This is a genomic window from Streptomyces sp. NPDC033177 (assembly GCF_055577715.1).
Map to the genome: position 1 here is coordinate 12,624 of NZ_JBVIPS010000005.1, position 22,165 is coordinate 34,788.

23 protein-coding genes are annotated in these 22,165 nt (G+C 70.4%); 14 read left to right on the forward strand and 9 right to left on the reverse strand.

All coding sequences use genetic code 11. The annotated features are described in order from the left end of the window. From ACZ5U5_RS18120 to ACZ5U5_RS18155, 8 genes are all read right to left on the reverse strand, one after another. Window positions 1-1,115: GNAT family N-acetyltransferase (locus tag ACZ5U5_RS18120; RefSeq protein WP_469022521.1), on the reverse strand; the 1,115-nt coding region annotated here is incomplete at its 3' end. Continuing rightward, window positions 1,112-1,771: a YveK family protein gene (locus ACZ5U5_RS18125; RefSeq protein ID WP_469022523.1), complete on the reverse strand. Its 660-nt coding sequence runs from the start codon at window positions 1,769-1,771 to the stop codon at window positions 1,112-1,114. The genes ACZ5U5_RS18120 and ACZ5U5_RS18125, both read right to left, overlap by 4 nt. Continuing rightward, entirely contained in the window at window positions 1,771-2,901 is a 1,131-nt protein-coding gene (locus ACZ5U5_RS18130; RefSeq protein WP_469022526.1) for a glycosyltransferase, read from the reverse strand. Before ACZ5U5_RS18130 ends, ACZ5U5_RS18125 begins: the two co-directional genes overlap by 1 nt. After that, window positions 2,898-3,683, reverse strand: a complete 786-nt coding sequence (locus ACZ5U5_RS18135; RefSeq protein ID WP_469022528.1) for a polysaccharide deacetylase family protein — start codon at window positions 3,681-3,683, stop codon at window positions 2,898-2,900. The genes ACZ5U5_RS18130 and ACZ5U5_RS18135 overlap by 4 nt, the downstream gene beginning before the upstream one ends. Then, complete coding sequence (gene murJ / locus ACZ5U5_RS18140; protein ID WP_469022530.1) at window positions 3,673-5,337, reverse strand: murein biosynthesis integral membrane protein MurJ; 1,665 nt, start codon at window positions 5,335-5,337, stop codon at window positions 3,673-3,675. Before murJ ends, ACZ5U5_RS18135 begins: the two co-directional genes overlap by 11 nt. After that, window positions 5,334-6,638 (reverse strand): O-antigen ligase family protein, encoded by a 1,305-nt coding sequence (locus ACZ5U5_RS18145; RefSeq protein ID WP_469023704.1) that lies wholly within the window; start codon window positions 6,636-6,638, stop codon window positions 5,334-5,336. Before ACZ5U5_RS18145 ends, murJ begins: the two co-directional genes overlap by 4 nt. Window positions 6,639-6,697: 59 nt before the next feature. Next, window positions 6,698-8,176 carry a sugar transferase gene (locus ACZ5U5_RS18150; RefSeq protein ID WP_469022533.1) on the reverse strand — a complete coding sequence of 493 codons (1,479 nt, stop codon included), beginning with the start codon at window positions 8,174-8,176 and terminating at the stop codon, window positions 6,698-6,700. Continuing rightward, on the reverse strand, window positions 8,173-9,327 hold the full coding sequence (locus ACZ5U5_RS18155) for a glycosyltransferase (RefSeq protein ID WP_469022535.1): 1,155 nt from the start codon (window positions 9,325-9,327) through the stop codon (window positions 8,173-8,175). Before ACZ5U5_RS18155 ends, ACZ5U5_RS18150 begins: the two co-directional genes overlap by 4 nt. 354 nt (window positions 9,328-9,681) lie before the next feature. On the opposite strand from ACZ5U5_RS18155, the gene ACZ5U5_RS18160 reads away from it, so the two are divergent. From ACZ5U5_RS18160 to ACZ5U5_RS18190, 7 genes are all read left to right on the forward strand, one after another. Next, on the forward strand, window positions 9,682-9,921 hold the full coding sequence (locus ACZ5U5_RS18160; RefSeq protein WP_365820107.1) for a chaplin: 240 nt from the start codon (window positions 9,682-9,684) through the stop codon (window positions 9,919-9,921). Between the two features lie 179 nt (window positions 9,922-10,100). After that, entirely contained in the window at window positions 10,101-10,778 is a 678-nt protein-coding gene (locus ACZ5U5_RS18165) for a hypothetical protein (RefSeq protein ID WP_469022538.1), read from the forward strand. Between the two features lie 246 nt (window positions 10,779-11,024). Further along, window positions 11,025-11,306, forward strand: coding sequence for a hypothetical protein (locus ACZ5U5_RS18170; RefSeq protein ID WP_363209031.1), 282 nt, complete (start codon window positions 11,025-11,027; stop codon window positions 11,304-11,306). 222 nt (window positions 11,307-11,528) lie between these two features. Beyond that, entirely contained in the window at window positions 11,529-12,032 is a 504-nt protein-coding gene (locus tag ACZ5U5_RS18175) for a DUF5949 family protein (protein ID WP_469022541.1), read from the forward strand. An 83-nt stretch (window positions 12,033-12,115) separates the two neighbouring features. Next, the gene (locus ACZ5U5_RS18180; RefSeq protein ID WP_469022543.1) at window positions 12,116-12,766 is read left to right on the forward strand and encodes a vitamin K epoxide reductase family protein; all 651 of its coding nucleotides are present in this window, start codon (window positions 12,116-12,118) and stop codon (window positions 12,764-12,766) included. A gap of 45 nt (window positions 12,767-12,811) precedes the next feature. Continuing rightward, window positions 12,812-13,228 (forward strand): tyrosinase family oxidase copper chaperone, encoded by a 417-nt coding sequence (locus ACZ5U5_RS18185; RefSeq protein ID WP_469022546.1) that lies wholly within the window; start codon window positions 12,812-12,814, stop codon window positions 13,226-13,228. 39 nt (window positions 13,229-13,267) lie between these two features. Next, the gene (locus ACZ5U5_RS18190) at window positions 13,268-14,140 is read left to right on the forward strand and encodes a tyrosinase family protein (RefSeq protein WP_469022549.1); all 873 of its coding nucleotides are present in this window, start codon (window positions 13,268-13,270) and stop codon (window positions 14,138-14,140) included. Window positions 14,141-14,216: 76 nt separating this feature from the next. On the opposite strand, the gene ACZ5U5_RS18195 is transcribed toward ACZ5U5_RS18190, so the two are convergent. Then, window positions 14,217-14,492 carry a chaplin gene (locus ACZ5U5_RS18195; RefSeq protein ID WP_469022551.1) on the reverse strand — a complete coding sequence of 92 codons (276 nt, stop codon included), beginning with the start codon at window positions 14,490-14,492 and terminating at the stop codon, window positions 14,217-14,219. 159 nt (window positions 14,493-14,651) lie between these two features. Between ACZ5U5_RS18195 and ACZ5U5_RS18200 the strand changes: the two genes are divergently transcribed. The 7 genes from ACZ5U5_RS18200 to ACZ5U5_RS18230 all read left to right on the forward strand — a co-directional run bounded on the left by ACZ5U5_RS18200 (window position 14,652) and on the right by ACZ5U5_RS18230 (window position 22,160). Next, complete coding sequence (locus ACZ5U5_RS18200) at window positions 14,652-14,915, forward strand: hypothetical protein (protein WP_469022554.1); 264 nt, start codon at window positions 14,652-14,654, stop codon at window positions 14,913-14,915. Between the two features lie 416 nt (window positions 14,916-15,331). After that, window positions 15,332-17,392, forward strand: a complete 2,061-nt coding sequence (fusA, locus tag ACZ5U5_RS18205; RefSeq protein WP_469022556.1) for an elongation factor G — start codon at window positions 15,332-15,334, stop codon at window positions 17,390-17,392. 281 nt (window positions 17,393-17,673) lie between these two features. Further along, window positions 17,674-18,003 carry a hypothetical protein gene (locus ACZ5U5_RS18210; protein ID WP_135335256.1) on the forward strand — a complete coding sequence of 110 codons (330 nt, stop codon included), beginning with the start codon at window positions 17,674-17,676 and terminating at the stop codon, window positions 18,001-18,003. 56 nt (window positions 18,004-18,059) lie between these two features. Continuing rightward, window positions 18,060-18,371, forward strand: coding sequence for a pore-forming ESAT-6 family protein (locus tag ACZ5U5_RS18215; protein ID WP_469022560.1), 312 nt, complete (start codon window positions 18,060-18,062; stop codon window positions 18,369-18,371). Window positions 18,372-18,428: 57 nt separating this feature from the next. Further along, window positions 18,429-18,821, forward strand: coding sequence for a DUF6507 family protein (locus ACZ5U5_RS18220; RefSeq protein WP_469022563.1), 393 nt, complete (start codon window positions 18,429-18,431; stop codon window positions 18,819-18,821). Further along, entirely contained in the window at window positions 18,818-21,325 is a 2,508-nt protein-coding gene (locus ACZ5U5_RS18225; RefSeq protein WP_469022566.1) for a hypothetical protein, read from the forward strand. Before ACZ5U5_RS18220 ends, ACZ5U5_RS18225 begins: the two co-directional genes overlap by 4 nt. After that, on the forward strand, window positions 21,300-22,160 hold the full coding sequence (locus ACZ5U5_RS18230) for an immunity 49 family protein (RefSeq protein WP_469022569.1): 861 nt from the start codon (window positions 21,300-21,302) through the stop codon (window positions 22,158-22,160). Before ACZ5U5_RS18225 ends, ACZ5U5_RS18230 begins: the two co-directional genes overlap by 26 nt. The last annotated feature ends 5 nt before the right edge of the window (window positions 22,161-22,165 follow it).

Below are 22,165 nucleotides of genomic sequence, written 5' to 3' on the forward strand. Positions count from 1 at the left end.
TCCTCCTGACTCTTCTTTTTCCCCCCCCCCCCCCCCCACCCCCCCCCCCCCTCTCCCCCCCCCCCCCCCCCCCCCCCCCCCCCCCCCAGCACGGGGGCGGTGCGCCGGCGGGCGAGGAGCAGCCGGTGGTTGGTGGCTTCCTCCGGCCGCCAGTGGCGCTTGTACGGTTCGTTGCCGCGCAGGAGGCTGAGCACCCGGCTCCGCTCACCCTCGGCATGCTGCGTGCAGGCGTTCAGGAGCATCGTCGCCACGTCCACCTTCCGCTCGCGGAGCCGCGGGTGCGCCCCGTACAGGTAGCCGCCGACGAGGTGGGGCGAGAGGAGGGTCAGGTCGGCCGCCACCACGTCGTCGTCGAGCCTGAACTCGGTGACCACCGCGTCTCCCGACCTGACCATGAGCCCCACCGACCTGATGAGGTGCTCGGAGAACCGCGGCTGCAGGTGCTCGGACGTCACCTTGCGGCCCTGCCACTGGAGTTGGTGCAGGCGCAGGAGCGTGCGCACCGACGCGTCCACCTCGTCGTGCCGTACGACCCGTCGCTGGACGCCGATCGCGTCCAGCTTCCGGATCTTGGCGCGCGCCCGCTGGGCCCGCGGTGCGGGCAGCCGCCCGAGCAGCTCCTCCATGGACGTGGTGGGCAGCTCCAGGCAGAGCGAGTCCGCCAGGCGGAGCCTGGGCCCGCGCCAGCGCTCGTAGATGCGCTCCACCGCGGCTCCGGAGCGGACCTCGCGGAAGTCGATCAGGGCGCCGCGGGCCAGCTTCGCCAGGCCGTCGGCCAACGCGTCCGCGGCTTCTTCGGCGCACGTGTCGTCGATCAGCACGTCGGTGAAGTCGGAGATCGCGCCGCCCAGCGGCACGAGCGCGGGGAGCGGGAGGTACGTGCGCATCAGCGGCGCCGCGGCGACGAGTTCGCCGTTCTTACGCACGAGGACCACGCGCAGCCGACCGCGCGTGCCGTAGGAGAGCCACCACGAGTGCAGCCACGCGTGGCTCTGGAACGGCGTCGCCGTCCGGCACGTGCGGTGCAGCCGGGCCCACGCCGAGGCGAGGCCACCGAACTCCGCCTCGTCGGTGCAGAGTTCGACCGCCAGGGCGTTGTCCGCCACTCCCGTCACCTTTCCCGGTCGATGTCGGCCGACTGCGCGGGGCCCGGTACCGCGGCCGAGGGTGCGTCCTCGCCGCGACGCGGCCGCACGAGGAGGGCGAGCCCGCCGAGCAGCCCGCCCGCGCAGGCGCCCACCAGGGCGGTCATGGGCGCCGACGCCGACGCGGGGGCCTCGGGCTTCACCGCCCGGGAGAGCTGCAGGAGGCGTACCCGGGTGCTGTCCTTGGTGTGGTTCGCGTTGTTGGTCAGGGAGCGCGAGACCGCGTTGGCGATGTCGGCCGCCTTGCCCGGCTTGGCCGCCGTCGCCGAGATGGAAATCATCGGGGCGTCGGGCGAGGTGGCGGCCTGCACGCTCTCGCGCAGCGTCTGCGCCGAGACACCCGACTCCACCTGGGCGTCGCCGAGCACCGCGACCTGGGTGGCGACACGGCCGTACGCGGTGGCGAAGCCCAGCGCGGCGGTGGGGTCGGAGTCCTTCTGCGGGACGGCGATCACGTAGCTGGTCGCGGTGTATTCGGGTGTCGCGACCGCGCCGTACAGACCGCCGGTGAGGGCGCCGAGCGCGGCACCGGCGGGCAGGAGCCACCACGCGGGCAGTCGCTTCACGCGGGCCAGCATCAGGGCCGGGTCGGCCGGGCGGTACCGCCTGCTGAGGGTATCGGTCATCAGGAACTCACTCTCGGGGTCGAGCCGGAGGCAGCTGCCTCGTAGACGTGCATCAGCTGTGCGGCGCTGCGGGTGATGCTGTAGTGCTGCGCGGCCGCCGGGGCGAGACGCGGCCGTGACCCCGCCGACCTGGCCCGCAGCAGCGCCCCCGCGAAGGAATCCGCGTCGCCCGGCACGCGCTCGGCGCCGGTGGCGGCCTCCGGCGGGAGATCCTCGACGGCGGGACACCGGACGTAGACCACCGGCAGCCCGGCGGCGAGACCCTCCACGACGGCAAGGCCGAAGGCCTCATCGGGGGACGGCGACGCGAGGACGTCCATGGCGGCGAGGTACGCCGGGAGCCCGGTCGCCCCCTCGGACAGGTACGGCTGCTCCCCCGCGAACACCACGCGGTCCGCGACGCCCAGTCGTGCCGCCGCGGCCCGCAGCCCTGCCTCCTCGGGGCCGCCGCCGACCAGAAGCACGCGAACGTCCTGGGGCAGCGCGGCCAGCGCACGCAGCAGGACGTCGAACCGCTTGCCGGGGGCGAGCCGGCCCACACCGCCGACGACGAACGCGTCGTCCGGGAGGCCCAGTCGGCGGCGTACGGCGACCCTGGCGCGGGGGTCGAAGCGGAACCGCTCGACGTCGATGCCGTTGGGCACGACGTGGATGCGCTGCCGGGGCACCCCCCACCGGCTGAGCCGCTCGGCGACGGATGGGGAGACCGCCACCGTGGCCCGCCCGAGGCGCTCGCCGGTCAGGTACAGGGCGCGGACGCCCGCGGTCAGCGGCCGGCCCTCCATCTGCGAGTCGCCGAGGGAGTGTTCGGTGGCCACCACGGCACGTGTCCCCGCGAGGCGGGCGGCGATGCGCCCGTAGAGGCAGGCGCGGAACAGGTGGGTGTGCACGAGGTCGTATCCGCCGCCGCGGATGAGCTTCACCAGGCGCGGCACGGCGCCCAGGTCGCGGTTGCCGGACATGCCCAGGTGGACGACGCGCACCCCGTCGGCCGTGAGGCCTTCGGCGACCGGGCCGGGGTTGGTGAGGGTCACGACGTCACACTCGGCGGGCAAATGGCGCAGGAGCAGGCGTAGTTGCTGTTCCGCACCGCCGACTCCCAGACCGGTGATGATGTGCAGGGCCCTCATTCGGTCACCGCCGGTTCGCGGACCGCACGGCGGCGCAGCCGGTTCAGCCGCAGCTTCAGCTGGAGCCGCAGGGCGGTGTCCTCCTGCCCGATGTGGACGCGCGGCAAGGCGTGCATCCCGGTCAGGGCGCCGGGGGAGATCGCGCAGGCGTAGCGGTAGCCGGCCGCTCGTACGGTGTCGACCACGCGTTGGTCGACGGTGCCGTACGGGTAGCAGAAGCCCTCCACCTCGCGGCCGATGAGGTCGGACAGGGCGACCCGGCTGCCGCTGGTCTCCTGCCACAGCAGCCGGTCGTCCGCCTGGGTGAGGTCGACGTGCGTCAGGCCGTGCGAGGCGACCTCCATCCCCTCGGCGGCGGCGACGCGGATGCCCGCCGCGTCGAGCAGCGGTTTGCGCGGGCCCAGCGGGTCCCACGCGTTGTCGCCCGCGAGGCGGCCGGGGAGCACGAAGACGGTGGCGTCGAAGTCGTAGTGGTGCAGGAGCGGCAGGGCGTTGGCGACGAAGTCGGTGTACCCGTCGTCGAAGGTGAGGCCGACCAGGTCGCGTCCCTCGCCGCGGGCGCGCGCCGTGAGGAGCCGCGACATGCTCACCCCGCGCAGGCCCTGGCGCCGCAGCCAGCGCAGTTGGGCCGCGAGGCGTTCGGGCGAGACGGTGATCTTGTAGGGGTCGTCCGCGCAGGTGTCCACGGAGTGGTACATCGCCACCCACATCGGCGCTCGGGGCAGCCAGCGCCGCGTACGCCGTGAACGGGGGGTCTCACCGAGTGCTGTGTCAACGGACATGCGTGAGCTTTCGTGTGGCGGATGTGACGGAGCGTGTGACGGAGCGGAGGGCGGGCTCGACGGCCTTGGTCCTGAGGGCCCAGAGCGCCAGGACGAACACGACGGCGACGGTCGAGGCGCCGCCGGCGAAGGCGGCGAACGGGGAGCCGAGGGCACTCGCGACGGCGGCGCCCGCGCCGGTGGCGCACACCGCCGCGGCCACGGGCTTGGCCAGCTCGCCGAGCACCCCGCGGACCCGGATCGGCACATTGCGCGGCCCCATCCCGCACAGCAGCACGCAGGCCGCGATGCTGATGCCCGCCGCGTTGGCGAGCGCGATGCCGCGTACGCCCCACAGGTCCACCGCCCAGCTGCCTGCCGCGGCGGTCGCGGCGACCCCGGCCGCCATCGCGCCCAGCGGGAACCACGTGGCCCGGCCGCCGGAGAAGTAGGAGCGGGTGAGCGCCCCCACCAGCGTGTGGCCGAGGAGCCCCAGGGCGTACACGCGCATGACGGCGGCCGTGGCGTCGGTGTCATCAGCGGTGAACGCGCCGCGCTGGAACAGGAGTTGGATGAGCTGGGGTGCGCAGGCGATCACCACGGAGGTACCGAGGAGCACCACGCAGCCGGCCAATCCCAGGTCCCGCTCGACGCGCGACCTCGCGCGCTTCACGTCGCCTTCGGCCAGGGCCCGTGCGACGACGGGGAGCGTGACCGTGCACAGCATCAGGGAGAGGATCATCGGCACCTGCGCCACTTTTTGCGCGTAGTTGAGGTGCGAGATGGCCCCCGAGGGCAGCGAGGACGCCAGGAAACGCTCGATGAGCACCTGCGACTGCCGGCACAGCGCGAACAGCAGCACGGTCGCGACGAGGGTGCCGCTCATCAGCGCGGGGGCCGAGGGACCCGCGGCCCGCTCGTCGGGCGCGTCCGCCGTGTCGCGGGTGAGCTGCCGCCAGAGCGAGGGGGCCTGGACGAGCACCATGAGTACGCCGCCGGCCGCGACGCCCAGTGCCGCCGCCCGGACGCCGTAGCGGGGAGCCAGGACGAACACCGCGGTGATGATGCCGATGTTGTAGAAGACGTAGATGCCCGCGGGGGCCACGAACCGGCGGTGGGCGCGCAGGGCCGCGCTGCAGTATCCGGCGAGGCCGAAGGTGAAGACGCAGGTGGCGGTGAGCAGCGTGCAGTCCACGGCGAGGCGCGGGTCGGGCAGCCCCGGCGCGAGGACGTCCACCAGGACCGGTGCTCCGGCCATCAGGATCAGCGCGACCGCCCCGGAGGCCAGCATCAGGCGGGGCAGCGACTTGGCGACAAGTGCGCGGACCGGGTCGCGGCGCGCGCCCTGGCCCCGGCGGGCGAGCGCCATGCTGAAGGCGGGGACGAGGGCGAAGGCCAGGCCGTCCTCGATGAGCAGGGTGGTGGCCACCTCGGGGACGGTCCACGCGACGAGGAAGGCGTCGGTCTCGGGTCCCGCCCCGAAGAAGTGGGCCAGCGCCTGGTCGCGTACGAGACCGAGCACCGATCCGGCCACCGTCAGGGCGGCGGTGATCAGGGCGGCCTTGGCGAGGAACCCGTTGGAGGGGTCGGCGCCCTTGGCGGGCCCGGCCCCGGAGGCCGGAGCGGGCACCTTGCCGGCCGGTACCGCGCCCACGGAGTGCGTGGTGGAGGTCATCGCGGCACCTCCCCCGGCATCGGCGCGGACAGCGCGCGGCCGGACAGCGCCCACCAGGCGACGAGCCCGAGGACCACGGCCATGAGCACCGTCGAGGGGCCGCCGATGTCGGCGTACGAGAAGTCCACGAGCTGCCACAGCAGCAGCCCGCACGCGACGAGCGCGCAGTCCGCGCCCGCGCCCCCGCGCACCCGGATCAGCCGCCGCATGCCAAGGAGCAGGAAGGCCGCCCAACTGCCCACCAGCGCGCACAGGCCGAGCAGCCCCTGCTCGCCGAGGACGAGCAGGTACATGTTGTGCGGGGAGAGCAGCGGCTGGCGGCTGAACCCCGCGCCCGCGCCCGCGGTGTCGCTGGCCGCGGAGAGCGCCAGCGAAGCGTGGCTGTCGCGGTGGTCGGGGAAGGCCTTGAGCCCCACGCCCGTCACCGGCTCGGCACGCCACATGTCCACCGCCGCCGCCCACATGGTGTACCGGTCGGTGACCGACTGGTCGGGGGCGTCCGAGACCTGCGTGATGCTGGTGACGCGCTCCTGCAGCATCTGCGTGCCGATGCCGAAGCCGCCCACGAGGACCACGGCCGCGGCAGCCGTCACCGCGAGGGCCCGCAGCGCGTTCCGTACGCCCGCGAGGCCCAGCTGGGCGCCGCAGGCCACGACGGTGGCGATCCAGGCGCCGCGGCTGAAGGAGAGCGCGAGCGGAACGGTCAGGAGCAGCGCGCACGCCAACGCCATCTGACGCTGCCTCGGGGAGGCGGGGCCGAGCGCGAGAGCTACCGCGCACACCACCCCGTACGACACCACCGTCGACATCCCCATGACGTCCGTCGCGCCGAAGGTGCCCACGGCCCGGACGTCCGCACCCATGTAGCTGGCGCCCGTGCCCGTGACGTACTGATGAACGCCGATCGAGCCCTGGAACAGGGCGAGGCCGATGAGCGACCAGGCCACCAGGCGGAAATCGCGGCGGTCGCGGACGAGCAGCAGGACCGCGGCCGGCACGAGGACGAAGACCTGCAGATAGCGCGCGAGGCCGGTCATCCCGGCGGTCGCGCTGCTCGCGCCGACCGCCGCGACCGCGATGCCGACCACCGGCATGCCGAGCACGATTGCCGCGGTCCGGGTCAGCGGTCGGCGCGCCCCGCGCACGGTGCGGACCACGCACCAGAGGACCACGAGGGCGGAGGCCGCGTCGGCGATCGTGCCGCCGCCGGTGCCACCGTCGCTCGGCGGGACGGGCAGCGCGAGCAGCGCGACCACGGCCATGACGGGCAGCACGGGACCGGCGCTGCGGAGTGCCGACATCAGTGCGGCGGCGGGTGATCCGGCCGGGAAGAGCGTGATCGGGGCACCGTTCAACGAGGTCAGCTCCCCGTCGGGCGTACGAGGGAGACGGCGGTGCGCAGCAGGATGCAGAGGTCCTGCCAGAACGACCAGCTGTCGATGTAGGCGTTGTCGAACCGGCACCGGTCCTCGATCGAGGTGTCGCCCCGCAGTCCCTGGACCTGGGCGAGCCCGGTGATGCCGGTCGGCATCCGGTGGCGCTCGGCGTAGCCGGGGTACGCCTTGCTGAACTGGCCCACGAAGTAAGGGCGTTCGGGGCGCGGGCCGACCAGGCTCATGTCGCCCCGCAGGACGTTCCACAGCTGGGGAAGCTCGTCGAGCGACGAACGGCGCAGGAACTGGCAGAAACGGCTCATGTGCTGCTCGCCCGCGACGGTCCACCGGGTCGCGGCCTCGTGCGGGTCGGCGGGCCGGTGCGTGCGGAACTTCAGCAGGGTGAACGGCCGCCCGTCCCTGCCGATGCGTTCCTGACGGAAGATCACCCCGGGGCCGTCCGTGGCGCGCAGGACGAGGGCGCACGTGAGGAGCACAGGGCTGATGAGCAGCAGCAGGATCCCCGAGGTCACTAGGTCGAGGGCGCGCTTGCTGACGCTGAAGTGCCTGCGCCGCACGGGCACGAGCTGACGGCAGGGGAATCCCGCGAGCCGCCCGGATCTCGCCTGGCGCCCGGGTGCGTCATAGCCGGGCGGCTGGGTCGCGTCGACCGCCCACACGTCACAGCCCGAACCGCTCAGGGTCCGCAGCCATCCGATCTGCTCCGGGCCCGGGGTCGGCCCGACGACCAGGACCGTGCGTACGTCGTTCTGGATGACCGCCCGGCGCAGCTCCTCCATCGTGGAGAGCACCGGCAGTTCGGCGCCCTCCGACTCCGGGCGCTCGGCGGGCGCGTCCCCCACGAGGCCCACGGGCCGCACCCCGGCCCGCGGGTGGCGCAGGACCGCCTCCGCCACGCGCCGGGCGACGGTTCCGGGGCCGACCACCAGGGCGGGGCGTGGCTGGCGGAGCGCCGCTCTGCGCGCCCATCCGTACAGGGTGCCGCGGCCCGCGCAGCACAGCACGCTCTGGAGTGCCGCCGCCGTGCACAGGGTGGTGAGGGAGAGCGGGGCGAGGGCGGGGACGCTTGCGGCGATGAGGCCCACGGCGCTCCAGCTCAGGAGGGCCTGCCAGGCGAGCGACGGCAGTTCGTCGAGGGCGCAGGGCACGGCGAGCGGGCGGTACAGCGCGGCGCGTGCGTTCAGGCCGGCCACCGCGGCGAGCAGCAGGACCACGAGCAGGGGGTGGCGCTGCGGGTCGGCGAGCAGCACGGTGGCCAGGAGGGCGGCAGTGCAGTCGACGGCGTACAGGGGGAGCGCCGATGAGCGGCGCGCCGAAGCCCCCCAGGTGATGCTCGTCCTGCGGCCGCCCCCGGCCCCGCGGGGTGGGATGACCGAGGCGGTGGCGATGGCGTGGTCGGCCGCCCGTGGCTGCGCGGCAGGGGCGACGGTTCGTTCCGCACTCACGGGTTGATGGACTCCCTGCACTTGGTGGGTCCCACGCCCAGTAGCTCGCGGTACACGGCCGCGACAGCGTCCGCGGTGTGCCGCACGTCGTGGGTGTTCAGGACGTGGCGGTGCGCTGCCCGGCCGAGGGATTCACGCAGTGGCGGATCGCCGAGCAGACGCAGGAGGGCTCGCGCCAGTGCCTCGGGGTCCTCGGCAGGTACCAGGCCGTGGGAGACCAGAGCGGGCGGCAGGCTCTCGCGCGCGCCGTCCACGTCGGTGACCACCACGGGCCGTGCGCAGGCCATCGCCTCCAGGGGTACGAGTGCCATGCCCTCCCACCGGGACGGCAGGACCACGAGGTCGGCCGCCTGGTACCAGGGGGTGGCGTCCCCGACGTCTCCGGCGAACCGCACGGAGGCGGGCGCCCGCTCGCGCAGACCGGCCGCGTCGGGTCCGTCCCCGACGAGCACGAGACGGGCGAGCGGCAGCCGCTCGGCGACCGAAGCCCAGGCCCGCAGCAGGACGTCCTGCCCCTTCTGCCGGCACAGCCGCCCCACGCACACGACAAGCAGCTCCTGCCCGGAAAGCCCGAGGCAGGTCCGTGCTGCCTGCGCGGACACCGGCCGGAAGCGTGCCACGTCCACCCCGTTCGGGATCACGGACCAGGGCGCGTCGATCCCGGAGCGCTGCCCGGTGAGCCGTTCCGCCTCGCTGACGCAGACCATGTGCGTGGCCCAGCGCGCCCCGAAGCGCTCCCAGTGCCGGGCCAGCCGCGCGGTCACCCCGCCGACGGCCTCGAAGGACCAGGCGTGCGGCTGGAAGACGGTGGGCACCTTGCCGCGCAGGGCGAGGCGTGCGGCGAGCCCGGCCTTGGCGCTGTGCGCGTGTACGACGTCGGGCCGCAGCTCCTCGACGATGCGGGCGAGGCGCCGCACCTCGGCCGGGAGCCCCGGCCCCGGGGAGCGGGCCGCCGCCCACGCGTGTGCGGCGCTGCCCAGGCCGCGCACGGCATCCGGCAGACGGCCGCCGGCCGGACACGCCACGTCGACCCGCATTCCGGTGGACAGCTGGGACTTCACCAGGTCGGTGACCACGCGGGCCACTCCGCCGTCGACGGGCTGGGCGACGTGAAGGACGCTCAGCCGATGGTCAGTTGATGACAGTTGCATGCACGGCGCCTCGGCGTTGCCCTTTCGGGAAAGGTCCGAACCAGAAGGGAGAATTAAAATGCGACAGTCACACCGGACGCGTAACTTCCCGCACTTGTTCTTACAAATGGCTTCAGGAGGAGAGCAACACTAGCCGCTTTCCGCATTAATCCAGGAAGGCTGACAAGTGTGTCGGAAACGTGAAGTGCGTAACGCCCGGAACCTGCCGGGAACACGGCCCGGCAGACCCCTCGCGTTAACTCGGCGCCAGCAGATCACCCTTTTGGGCCCACAACTCCTGCGGGCGACATCCGTTGATCCATGGGCCGGGCACCCCGCCCTGCCAAGCATCAACTGACCAAGGAGCAACCCCGCATGTCGCGTACCGCGAAGGCCCTCGCCCTCTCCACCGTTGCCGTGGCCGCCATGGCCGGCAGCGCCGGCATCGCCGCCGCCGACGCCGGCGCCGAGGGTGCGGCCGTCGGCTCGCCCGGCGTCCTCTCGGGCAACATGGCCCAGGTCCCGGTCCACATCCCCGTCAACGTCTGCGGCAACACCGTGAACGTGATCGGCCTGCTGAACCCGGCGTTCGGCAACACCTGCGTCAACAGCTGACGCTTCGGCAAGACGCTCTACGCGACGGCCGTTCTCCCCCGAGGAGGACGGCCGTCGTGCGTTCCCTCCCGTGCCCCGTACGGCGGCCATGCCCCCGAATGGCAGTCGCTCGGTTGCGGCCGGTCCACACCGCTTTCACGGTGAACACAAGATCCGACGCATCACCGAAGGGAACATCCATGCGCGCTCTGCCCGTACGGCGTATCGCGACCACCGTCCTCTGCGCCTCTCTCCTCATCGGGACGGCAGGCCCCGTCATCGCCGCCGAGAGCGACACTTCGCATGGCAGCACCCAAGCGGCGGCCCGCGAACCGGTGCCCGACGCGGACAAGCTGCTCGCCCAGGTCAAGGTTCTGGGCAACGCGGGCGGTGTGCTCACACCCGTCACCGATCTGCTCACGGCCGTGCTCAAGGCCGACCAGGGTCAACTGCCCGCCGCGGAGGCCAAGAAGCTCGCCGCCCCGGTGAAGGACGCCATCACGAAGGCCGAGGCCCTGCCCTCCAAGGCCCCGGAACTCCCCCAGACCCCGGCGGCCCCCGAGGCCCAGACGCTCCCGCAGCCCCTGGCGCTCCCCAAGGCGCTGCCGGATGACGACACCGCGTCCGCCGACCCGAAGGCCGACGCCCTGAAGGCACTGCAGACCTCGATCGACGCCCTGCTCAAGGCGGCCACCGGGGGCGACTCCAAGACGGTGGCCGGGTCGGCCCCGAACGTCGTGACCGGTCTCGTCAACCTCGTCGCCGCCACGCTGGTCGGCGGCAGCCTTCCCGCTCCCGACCTGGCGGGGCTCCCGTCCCTGCCGAAGGCCCCTGAGCAGTCGGCGGCCCAGGTGCCGCAGGCGCCCGCGGCCTCCTGAGCCCCCGCCAGCCTCACCAGTCAGTTCAGGCCAGCCTCACCCGTCGCGTCGGTCTTCAAGGCCGACGCGACGGGCTTTTCACGTCCGCGTGACCGTCCATCTCATACGAGAATGAGACCCCGCCTTCGTTCGGGTGGGTTCCGTGAATTTCCGCCGCACAGAGTTTCCGCCGTACACAGCGCTCGTTACCCATGGCGAAGTGAAAAGCCCCTCTGGCGATCATTTGTCGCCGCAGAAAGGAACACGATGAAGCCCCTGAAGGCTGCCGCTGTCGTTGCCGGATCCCTGGTCATCGCTGGTGTCGCCGCACCCGCCTTCGCCGCCGACCTCACGCCCACCAGCCTGAATGGTGCCGTCGACACGATCGCCGGCTCGACGTCGTCCCTCGACGCGGCCCCGCTGGCCACCAACGCCCTTGACACCGAGAACAAGGACTCGGTCGTCAACGCCGTGTCAGGTGCCGCGGAAAGCCTGCACGCGGGTGGCGGCGCCGGCAAGCTCCTCGGCGGACTTCCCGTCGCCAAGTAGAGCTCTCCTCTGCTTCTCCACCAGGGCCGGTTCCGCGGACGCATTGCGCGGAACCGGCCCTCGGGCTTTTCCCGGCCTTTTCCGTATTCCCGCCCCCAGTTCGACTGCGGTGGCCCGGAGTTCGACCGGCACGTGCCCCGATCGTGTGATCGGTCGTCCGTACTCACCCAGTTCAGTGAAAGATTGGCCCGGCGTCCCGGATCACCTCGATACCGTTCCGGGATGACGTCGACATCGAGCGAGACCCGCACCTTCCGAGCCGCCGATCTGGGCTCCCTCACCGTGGTCGCCTGGAGTGGTGAACACCCCGACGACGAGAAGGACATGCCTTTCCTGCTCGCCTATTCGCTCGGTGACGGCGAAGGCGGCCCCGAGGCGTCGACCGAAGCCATCGAGCTCTTGCTGCAGAACACCGGACTCCCCCTCGGCGGCCCCGTCGTGGAGACCTCCCGCAACCCGAGCCTGCCGGTCACCCTCCTCGTCGAGGCCGGGCAGGCCGTACTGAACATGCCGCACCTCAACGCCCAGTGCGTGGTGCCGCCGGAGTGGCTCACCGCGGTGGGCGAGCGTGGCCACGCCTACTTCATGTTCACCACGCGCCCCTGGCCCGAGGCCAAGCCCGGCGTCCCCCTCGCCGAGGAGGCCCTCGCGGCGTTCGCCGGTTCCGAGGAGACCATGACCAGCTCCGCGCACTGCCTGGTCACCGCGAAGAGCCTGCGCGGCTAGGAACGGCCGCCAGCGCCCGTACACGACTGGGGACCGCCGGCCGGGACAGACCGGCGGTCCCCGGCACCAGTGAGGACACCGCGATGCACACCAAGACGCCCCTCCCCGCGGCCCGTGAGCCCGAAGCTTCCTCAGGGCACGTGGAGCCGCCGGCCCCCGGCACCGGCGGGAGCCGTGCGTTCGCGCTGCTCCTGGTGATCACGGGCGCCGCGGGGCTGCTCGCGGCCTGGGTCATCACCCTGGACAAGTTCAAGCTCCTCGAAGACCCGGACTTCACGCCGGGCTGCAGCCTCAACCCGGTGGTCTCCTGCGGCAACATCATGACGAGCGAGCAGGCGTCGGTCTTCGGGTTCCCCAACCCGATGCTGGGCCTCGCCGCCTACGCCGCCGTGATGTGCGTCGGCATGAGCCTGCTGGGCGGCGCGCGCTTCCCGCGCTGGTACTACCTGACGCTCAACGCGGGCACGCTCTTCGGAGTCGCCTTCTGTACCTGGCTCCAGTACCAGTCGCTGTACGAGATCAACTCGCTGTGCCTGTGGTGCTGCCTCGCCTGGGCCGCCACGATCACCATGTTCTGGTACGTGACCTCGTTCAACGTCCGCAACGGCTTCCTGCCCGCGCCCGCCGGACTGCGCACGTTCCTCGGTGAGTTCACCTGGGTCCTGCCGGTACTGCACGTCGGTGTCATCGGCATGCTGATCCTCACGCGCTGGTGGGAGTTCTGGACCAGCTGACACCCCCGTACGGCAGCACGCGGCACGCGCAAGGAGGCAGCAGCAGTGGCCAGAGGAACAGCGGCCGACCGGCGGGGCACCGGGTGGATCACCCGCCGGGCCACGACGGGCGGGCTCATCGGAGTCGCACTCGCCGCGGTGACGGCACAGGCCGCCCTCCAGTGGCGGACCCGGCAGCCGGCTCAGGACCCGCCGTCCGACGACCTCGGTGACGGCTCGTTCGACGAGGTCTACGCGGGCCGCCACATCCGCGGGTCGCGCGTGGACGCCGCGCGGCAACACCCGCACGGCTCCTGGGACATCACCGTGGACGGGCGTCCGCTCCACCTCATGCGGCGCGCCGACGGCGGCTATCTGAGCATGATCGACCATTACCAGTCGTATCCGACGCCGCTCATCGCCACCCGCAGAGCAGTGGACGAACTCGGCCGTGGTCGGCAACTGCGCGGCAGGACGGCCTGATCCCTGCCCCGCACCCCCGGATCGGAGGATCGAACCGAAGTGGTCCACACGCGCAAGAACCAGGCCCGGCTGACCAGCGCCGAGAAGCGGCGGTTCGTCAACGCGGTGCTCGAACTCAAACGCCGGGGCGAGTACGACGAGTTCGTCCGGATCCACGTCGAGCACTACGTGTCCGACGGGGAAGAGGGCCTGCGGGTGGCCCACATGACGCCCTCCTTCCTGCCCTGGCACCGCAGGTTCCTCCTGGAGTTCGAGCGCGCCCTGCAGCGCCTCGACTCCTCGGTGACCGTCCCGTACTGGGACTGGACGGCGGACAGGTCACCGGACGCCTCGCTCTGGGGCAGCGGGCTCATGGGCGGCAACGGACGGCGCTCCGACCGGCAGGTCACGACCGGGCCGTTCGCCCGGTCGAACGGGACCTGGATCATCACGGAAGGGGAGACGGACGGCGATTTCCTCATGCGTGACTTCGGCCGCCCACAGAACCCGATCGAACTGCCCACCGAGGCGACGCTGGACTGGGCCATGCGTGACCCGGTGTACGACAGGGCGCCCTGGGACTCCACGTCGGACGGCGGCTTCCGCAACAAGCTGGAGGGGTGGACGTCCGGCACCGGCAACAGCAAGTGGCGCAACCACAACCGCGTCCACCGCTGGGTCGGCGGACACATGCTCGGCGGCGCGTCCGTCAACGACCCCGTCTTCTGGCTGAACCACGCCTTCGTGGACCTGCTGTGGGACCGCTGGCAGGCCCGGCACCCCCGCTCCGCGCCCTACCTGCCCGAGAAGCCGCCGGGGCCCGGGAAGGGCCCGCTGCACGGCCGTATCTGCGCCCGCTTCGAGCGGATGCCGCCGTGGGACGTGAAGCCGGACGAGCTGATCAGCCACCGGGGCATCTACCGGTACGCGTGACGGATGGACTACGCGTGACGGTGGGCAGGGAAAAGCCCCCGGCGGTCACGGACCGCCGGGGGCTCACACGCGGGGGTCAGCTGCCGTAGCCGCCGTTGCCGCCCTTGTGGCCGTCGCTGTTGACGCAGGTGTTGCCGAACGCCGGGTTCAGCAGCCCGATGACGTCGACCGTGTTGCCGCACACGTTGACCGGGACGTGGACCGGGACCTGGACGAGGTTGCCCGAGAGGACGCCGGGCGAGCCGACGGCCGCACCCTGGGCGCCCGCGTCGGCCATGGCCATACCGGTGCCACTGAGCACCACGGCGCCGGTGCCGACGGCAACAGCGGCTGCCTTCGCGATGCGAGACATCACGTTCTCCTTTGAATTGACGAGTACGGCCGCATGCACGCGGCCGTACTGTCCCTTCAACGGCGTCATCGACCACAGGTAACGGCACCGATCGGTACATCATTGGTGAAATCGGCGGGGTGCCCGTGTCCAGGGCTGCGCCGAGCCGTTGCGCATCACATGATCTCAACACGACGCATGGCCGCCGTCCTCGCTCTCGCCGCCGGCGCCTCCGCCCTGGCCGCGCCCGCCGCGAGCGCCGAAGCCATCAACCCCACCGGCCTGGTCAACTCGCTCGCCTCGTCCTCGATCCCGGAGGAGCAGCGCGCCGAGCTGCCCACCGTGACCGAGCAGCTCAACGGCCTCAACGGCCTGTACGAGCTGCAGCAGCTCCACCAGGTGACCGACCTGGCCGCCCCCGTCACGGGTCTGCTCAACGCCTAGTACCGGTCACGCGCGACGTGAGGCGGGGTCGGGTCCTTGCGGGCCCGGCCCCGCCTCATGTCGTGGCGCCCCGGCAATATTCCGGTGCGGCAGAGGACGCGTGCTGCCTAGACTCCGGTCAGCCGAATGATCGAGTCGTCGAGCGACCGAACGACCGAACCACAGACCAAGTGAGGGGGCAGGGCCATGCGTCACCGCACAGCTGCCCGCCCTCCCCGGACACGGTTCGACGTGATCCTGGTGTCTTCGCGCGTGCGGTGCCGGCTGCGCGGCCGTCACTGAATCTCCGCGGCGAACTCCTGAAACAGGCTGCTGACGCCTGACCTTCGGCTCCAGCACCCTGTGTGCTGACACCTGGCTCAGCCCCGCCCGGACATCGCGCTGCCCCGCCCCAACGCATCGAAAGACAAAGGGCCATGCGCACCAACACCACCACACTCGCCGCTGTCCGCAATCTCGGCATCCTCGCCCACGTGGACGCGGGCAAGACGACCGTCACCGAACGGATCCTGTTCCTGACCGGCGCCACCCACAAGAGAGGTGAGGTCCATGACGGCACGACCGTCACCGACTTCGACGCGCAGGAACGCGACCGGGGGATCACCATCTTCGCGGCAGCGGTCAGCTGCGCCTGGGACGGTCACCGGATCAACCTGATCGACACCCCCGGGCACGTCGACTTCGCCGACGAGGTGGAGCGTTCGCTGCGGGTGCTCGACGGCGCGGTCGCGGTGTTCGACGCCGTCGCGGGCGTGGAACCGCAGAGCGAGTCGGTGTGGCGGCAGGCGGACCGGTACGACGTGCCGCGGATCGCGTTCGTCAACAAGCTGGACCGGATGGGCGCCGACCTCGACACGGCGGTCGCGTCGATCAGGGAGCGCCTGCACACGGTCCCGCTGGTGGTGCAACTGCCGATCGGGCGGGAGGACGAGTTCACCGGGGTGGTGGACCTGCTGCGCATGCGCGCACTGGTCTGGCAGCCGGGCAAGGACACGTACGAGACGACGGAGATCCCCCAGCCGCTGGCCGCCCAAGCACACGCACGCAGAGGGGAGTTGGAGGAGAGGGTGGCCGAGCTGCATCCGGCGGCGATGGAGGAGTACATCGCGACATCGGCGCTCACCACCGCCACCCTGACGGCCGCGCTGCGCGACCTCACCCTCAGCGGTGAGGGCGTGGTGGTGCTGTGCGGGTCGGCGTACCGCAACCGCGGGATCGAGCCGCTGCTCGAGGCCGTCGTGTCGTACCTGCCGTCGCCGCAGGACGTTCCGCCGATACGCGGGACTCTCGGCGACGCGGAGCAGGAGCGAGCCGCTGACCCGGCGGCGCCGTTCGCGGGTCTGGCGTTCAAGGTGAACGCGACGGCGACAGGGCGGCTCACGTACGTGCGGGTGTACTCGGGAACGATCGCGAAGGGAGAGACAGTGATGGACGCGGGCACGGGCCGCACGGAGCGGATCGGCCGGATCCTGCGCGTGCAGGCCGACCGCCACGCGGAGCTCGACCGGGCGACGGCAGGGGACATCGTGGCCTTGGTGGGCCTGAAGACGGCCCGCGCCGGCACCACGCTGTGCTCCCCCGCGGCACCTCTGGTCCTGGAACCTCCCGCGGTGGCGGCTTCGGTGGTCTCGGTGGCGGTGGAGGCACGCAGGAGCGTGGACACGGGACGCCTCTCGTCGGCCCTCGCCCGCCTGGTCGAGGAGGACCCGTCGCTGGCGGTACGGGTCGATCGCGAGACGGGCCAGACGGTGCTCTCCGGCATGGGTGAGCTGCACCTGGAGGTCGCGGTGGAGAAGATCCGCCGCGCCCACGGCATCGAGGTCGGCGTGGGCCGCCCGCAGGTGGCGTACCGCGAGACGGTCGTGCGAGGGGTGTCGGGCCTGGTGTACCGGCACGTCAAACAGGACGGAGGAGCAGGCCAGTTCGCCCACGTGGTCCTGGACGTGGAACCACTGGAGGTACAGCCGGGCCCGACGCCCACCTTCACCTTCGAAGCCACGGTGACCGGCGGCAGGGTCCCCCAGGAGTACATCCGTGCGGTGGAGGCCGGCTGCAGGGACGCGCTCACGGAGGGCCCCCTGGGCGGCCACCCGGTGACGGGCGTACGAGTCACGCTCACGGACGGGGCGACCCACTCCAAGGACAGCTCGGAGATGGCGTTCCGCACGGCGGGCAGATTCGCACTGCGCGCGGCTTTGAGGGAGGCGACGATGCAACTCCTGGAACCGGTGGCGGAGCTGACGGCAACGGTGCCGGAGGACGCGGTGGGCGGAGTACTGGGCGACCTGGCAGCCCGCCGGGCCCAAGTCACCAACACCACGACACGCGCCGGCACATCCACCCTCACGGCGACGATCCCCCTGTCCGAACTCTTCGGCTACGCAACCCGCTTGCGCAGCCGCACCCAGGGCAGAGGCACGTTCACCTCGCGGGCTGTGGGGTATGTGGGGGTGCCGGTGGGGGTGCTGGGCCGGTAGGCCGATAGGTGGGGGCGACGCTCCACACCCTGTGGACGCGTTCGCCCCCTGTATTTCCCTCCACCGGACCTCATCCGGTGGAGGGAAGCCGTACGAGCTTCGAGAGTCCGACGCGGCCCACCGGCGACTTCGCGCCACGGCGGGCTTTTCACGTTGCGCCTGCAATGTGCCGTGGGACAGTATGTTCGATACGCTTACGTGGCGTGAGTGACACATGCGCCTGCTGTTACCGACAACCGGAGGCAGTGCGCACATAGTTGGCGAGTTACGGGGGTGGACTCATGAAGTTCGACATGGGAGACACGACTCTCGCGGTGCTGGGGAAGAACACCGTGGGGTCCAGCGACGATCTCGGGACGCTGATCAGCTTGCTGGTCCAGGCGGCCGAGCCGCTCGAGGGCAAGTTCAACGGGGCGGGCAAGGCGACCTTCGACTCGTTCAAGCTGCGCGCGGACGAGATCACTTCGGACCTGAACGGGGCACTGTCCTCGATCCTGGGCGGCCAGGCGGGCATGGACACCGCGTTCGGCTCCGGTGACCAGGAGCAGTCCGACAACGCCCACCAGAACATGGGCGCGGCCAACTTCGACGGCGCCCGCTTCTCCGGCTGAGTTCGAGTCGGCCGGCTCGCACACCACGACACTTCGCACACAGGGGGAACTTCGTCATGGCTGGAAACCAGGACCGCCGCTCCTACGACACCGGCGCCTCATCGGACGTACAGGGCGGCCTGGCGATCATCATCGGGCAGCTGGAGCGGGTGCTCGGCGACCGCGACCGCGCTGTCAAGGCCGCCATGGCTGACTACCAGGCCGACGGCGTGTCAGACGACTACCACGGCAAGGAAGTCCGCTGGAACAAGGCGGCCAACGAGGTCCGGGAAATCATCCGCCTCGTACGCACCACGCTGGAACAGAACGACGGCACCGCCCAGTCGACGCTGGCACGGGCACGGGCCGCGGTCGACAACATCGGCTGACGTACGACGGCACCGAGCGGCTGAGCTGAAGTTACGGGGATCAGTAGGGGGTTTGGCATGCCTGCATGGGACATTTCACCGTCCGGGGTGGATTCGGTGACGTCGCTGGTGGGGCTGGCGATGGACGACTTGGCCAAGGAAGTCAAGGCGTACGGGACCCACGCCGAGAGTGCGGCCACCTCGGCCGGCACCATCAGCTCGGCGTATTGCGGGGACGTGCCCGTCGGACCGATCGGCGTGGCGCTGGCGCTGTTCGTGGACAAGTCCGCGGAGGACGCTCTCTTCCCCGGCGCTCGGGCCGCGAAGTCGGTGAACGGAGCGATCGAGGCGACCAACCACTACGTGCACGGGGACCTGGAGCAAGCCGCGACCGCACAGCGCAACGCGGAGAAGGCCCCGGACATGAAGGCCATCCTCGCCGACGCCCGTAAGAAGGGCGCCGACAAGTGAAGATGATCGAGCCGGGTGGCATAGAGCAGTTCATCGGCAACTTCGAGCAACTGGACAAGGACGTCTCCGCGCTGCGCAGCGACGCCATCGGGATCCGCAACGGCGGGGCCGACGTGCACTCCCGGTTCCAGATGCTGGGGGCGTACTACACCGCGCCGGAGGCCGACGATCTGTTCGCCTCCACTCAGCCGGTGATGGACAGGGCCGACAGCTTCGCCGCGGATCTGGAGACGGTGGCCGACGCCCTTGACACCTTCTCCAGCGAGGCGCGCCCGCTGGCCGAGCGCCTGAAGACGTTGCAGGACGACGCCAGGAAGTTCGTCGCCAGCGTCGAGGGTGACGACGACTGGCACTACGACGACGAGAAGACCGACCGCAACAACGAGCTCATGGACGACGTCGCCGTCACCAAGACCGCCTTCGAGGCGGCCGAGCGTCGGGCCGCGACCAAGATCTCGGCGATCGTGGGTGGCCCGAAGTTCATCGAGGACGACGGCAGTCACAAGGCGACGAAGAAGACCGTGATGTACGGCTACGACACCGACCTCCTCAAGCAGGCCAAGGAAACGCCCTGGGGCAGCCACGTCAGCGAGTCCGTCCACGCGTGGGAGATCCACCGGCACATCAAGCACTACGTCTGGGACGGCTTCATCGTCGGCGGTGGCGGAGCCGCCCTCGAAGGCCTGGGCCACCTGGTCGGCATCGGGGGCTCGGCCAAGGACGCCTGGAGCGGTCTGGCCGATGTGTTCGGCGGAATCGGCCAGTACACGATGAAACCCTACGACTGGGTCATGGACCACACGATCGGCCCGGACGAGGAAAGCGCCGACGTGAAACGGCAGAAGACGGCTGCCCGCGAGTTCGCCAAGTCCATGGTCGCCTGGGACCAGTGGGAAGAGCACCCGGTCCAGGCCGCGGGGACCACCACGTTCAACATCCTCACGCTCGGCGCGGGACCGCTGGGGATGGCCGCCAAGGGAGGAAAGGCGGGGGCGGCCTCCAAGGCAGCCGGTGTGGCGGCGAAGATCGGCACATACGCCGACCCGCTCTCCGCCGGTCTCACGGTGGGCGGCAAGGCGTTCAGCAAGTTGCCCAGCATCGCCGACCTCACCGGCCGCGTCCGAACCGGCACCGACGCCACGCCGGAGCTGCAACGCATCCACAGCGACCTGGAGTTCGACGGTTCCAGGGTCCGCGTCGAGGACGGCAAGTTCATCCGGGTGGACGCCGAGGGCAAGCCCCTTACGGACACGGCTCCGGTGGAACGGTCCGCCGCGGAGCGGACAGCTCCCGAAGGTGCAGCACCGCACCGGGAGCCTGCTCTGGTCGGCGCCGGGGCTCGGGCGCCCGGAGCCAGTGCTCACGCGGGCGAGAACTCACCCCCTCAGGGCAGCCTCGACGCTCCTTCTGGAGACGGCAGTGGCTCGCCAAGGGCGCGGCACACGGCACCAGGCGTAACGAGCGGCTCTGACGGATTGGGCACCGCCTCTCGCGGTGAGCCCGGTGCGGGCAGGTCGGCAGGCAGCAATGGCTCTGGTGGTCGACGCGGCACGACCGGGTCCGGTGGAGCCGGCAGGCCGGATGCCCCCGCTGCTGCGGACCAGTTGGAAGACTATGTGCGCGACCAGGTCGCAAAGGCCAATGCAGAGGACCCGACATGGCGCAAAGCTCACTATGGCAGTGACGGGCGCCGTCTGCATGAAGATGGCGTCGATGAGTTCGGTAATCCACTCACGAAGATGAAACCGGACCCAGATAATCCGGGAAAGTTCATTGCCAAGCCGGACCATATTCCTGTGGAACCACCGATATACCAGCTAGGGGAAGATGTTCCACGCCTCCGGAAAGATGTAAACCCCGATAACCTCGTTCCTTTTGACGACGCAGCACGCAAGCGTCAAGATGCGATCAGGGCTGATATTGACGCGCACCCTGGAGTCGCTGAAGCAGAGGCAGCACACGCAAAGAATCCGACCCCCGAGACAAAGGCACACCTGGCAGAGGCGCGAGCCGCGCACGCGCCTCTACACGACAGGATGGGAAAGGCCAGCGAAGAGTTCGGGGAGATGATCGCGGAGCGCCAGGTAATCCCTGAACACTACTCCGACTATTCTCCGGAGCCACTCGACGGCCCCCCAAACGGCTCAGACCGTTTCGATCAGGTGTGGAGCCGGAGTGACGGCAGCTTCGTAGTGGTCGAGGCCAAGAGCAGTACCAAAACGAGACTCGGATACCGAACGCTCGAATCCGGTAAGCGCGTGAGCCAGGGGACACGGGAATACTTCGAGGATATTCTCTCGCAAATGAAGGACCGAGGCCGCACCAACGAAAAGGAAGCAGAGCTCTACAGGGACCTTCGCCGCGCCTTGAAGTATGGCAAGGTAGAATATGTGCTGGTTAAGGGAAGACCAGATGGGCCCAAATATGGCGGGTACATCATGAGGAAGTTCAAGATCCTGACAGAAACGGAGTTGGCCCGTGGCCGTACAGCTGCCGCGCCATGAGATTCCGACTGCCACCTCCGTGCGCGGCATGGAGTTGCTCAGTGAGGACGCTGACGAGTCCATTGACGATCTCGAAGACTCGCCGAGCATGTTCAAGACGACCTTCGACTCGACTTTGATGTATGCGCGAGCCCGATGCGCTGTGGATCCGACCGCGAGCAGGCTTGAGACCTGGGAGGCATTCGTCTCCGCCATGCAGGTGGGGTCCGCTCTGTTCCAATCGGCAAGTGCCGTCGAGGGGACGATCGAGTGCCGCATCGGTGACAAACGGCGAGTGATCGCTGCCACCGGTCCGCAATATTACGCAGACGCAGGGAATTGGGTCACGACGTTTTGGCTCGCCCTAATTTGCCGAGAACGAGAGCGACTTACTCATTTGAGTGATGTCCCCCTCAGCCTCTTGCGGGCTTCAGGGTCGGGTTACGATGAGTACATTTATCACTGGGTAGACTCACTGCAAACCTATTGGCTCGAACGTCCGGGCCTCGTCGACAAGATGATCGCAGCTATCGATTCCTCCTACCCAGATGTGGCTCAACACACTGACCCTGAGCTGCTTGAAAAACTCCTGTACCAGCCGATCAACCTTTTCCATCGCTACCTGCGTCAGGATCACGATGGGTTCAACGAAGCACTGGTGGAGGCGCTTGCTCTGCACAAGGAATACTGGACGAAGACTCCGGACCGAGCTGACAGCGCCAAGGGGTTTGTCGCTCTTGGGCCATTGGCCGTGGCCTGCCTCGCCCGCGACGCGGGATTTCCGATCGAGGTGGAGTCCGAGTACTTGCCCAGCGCCCTCCTAGAGGGCGCCTGGGTGGGCGAGTTCGATACCTGAGAGCG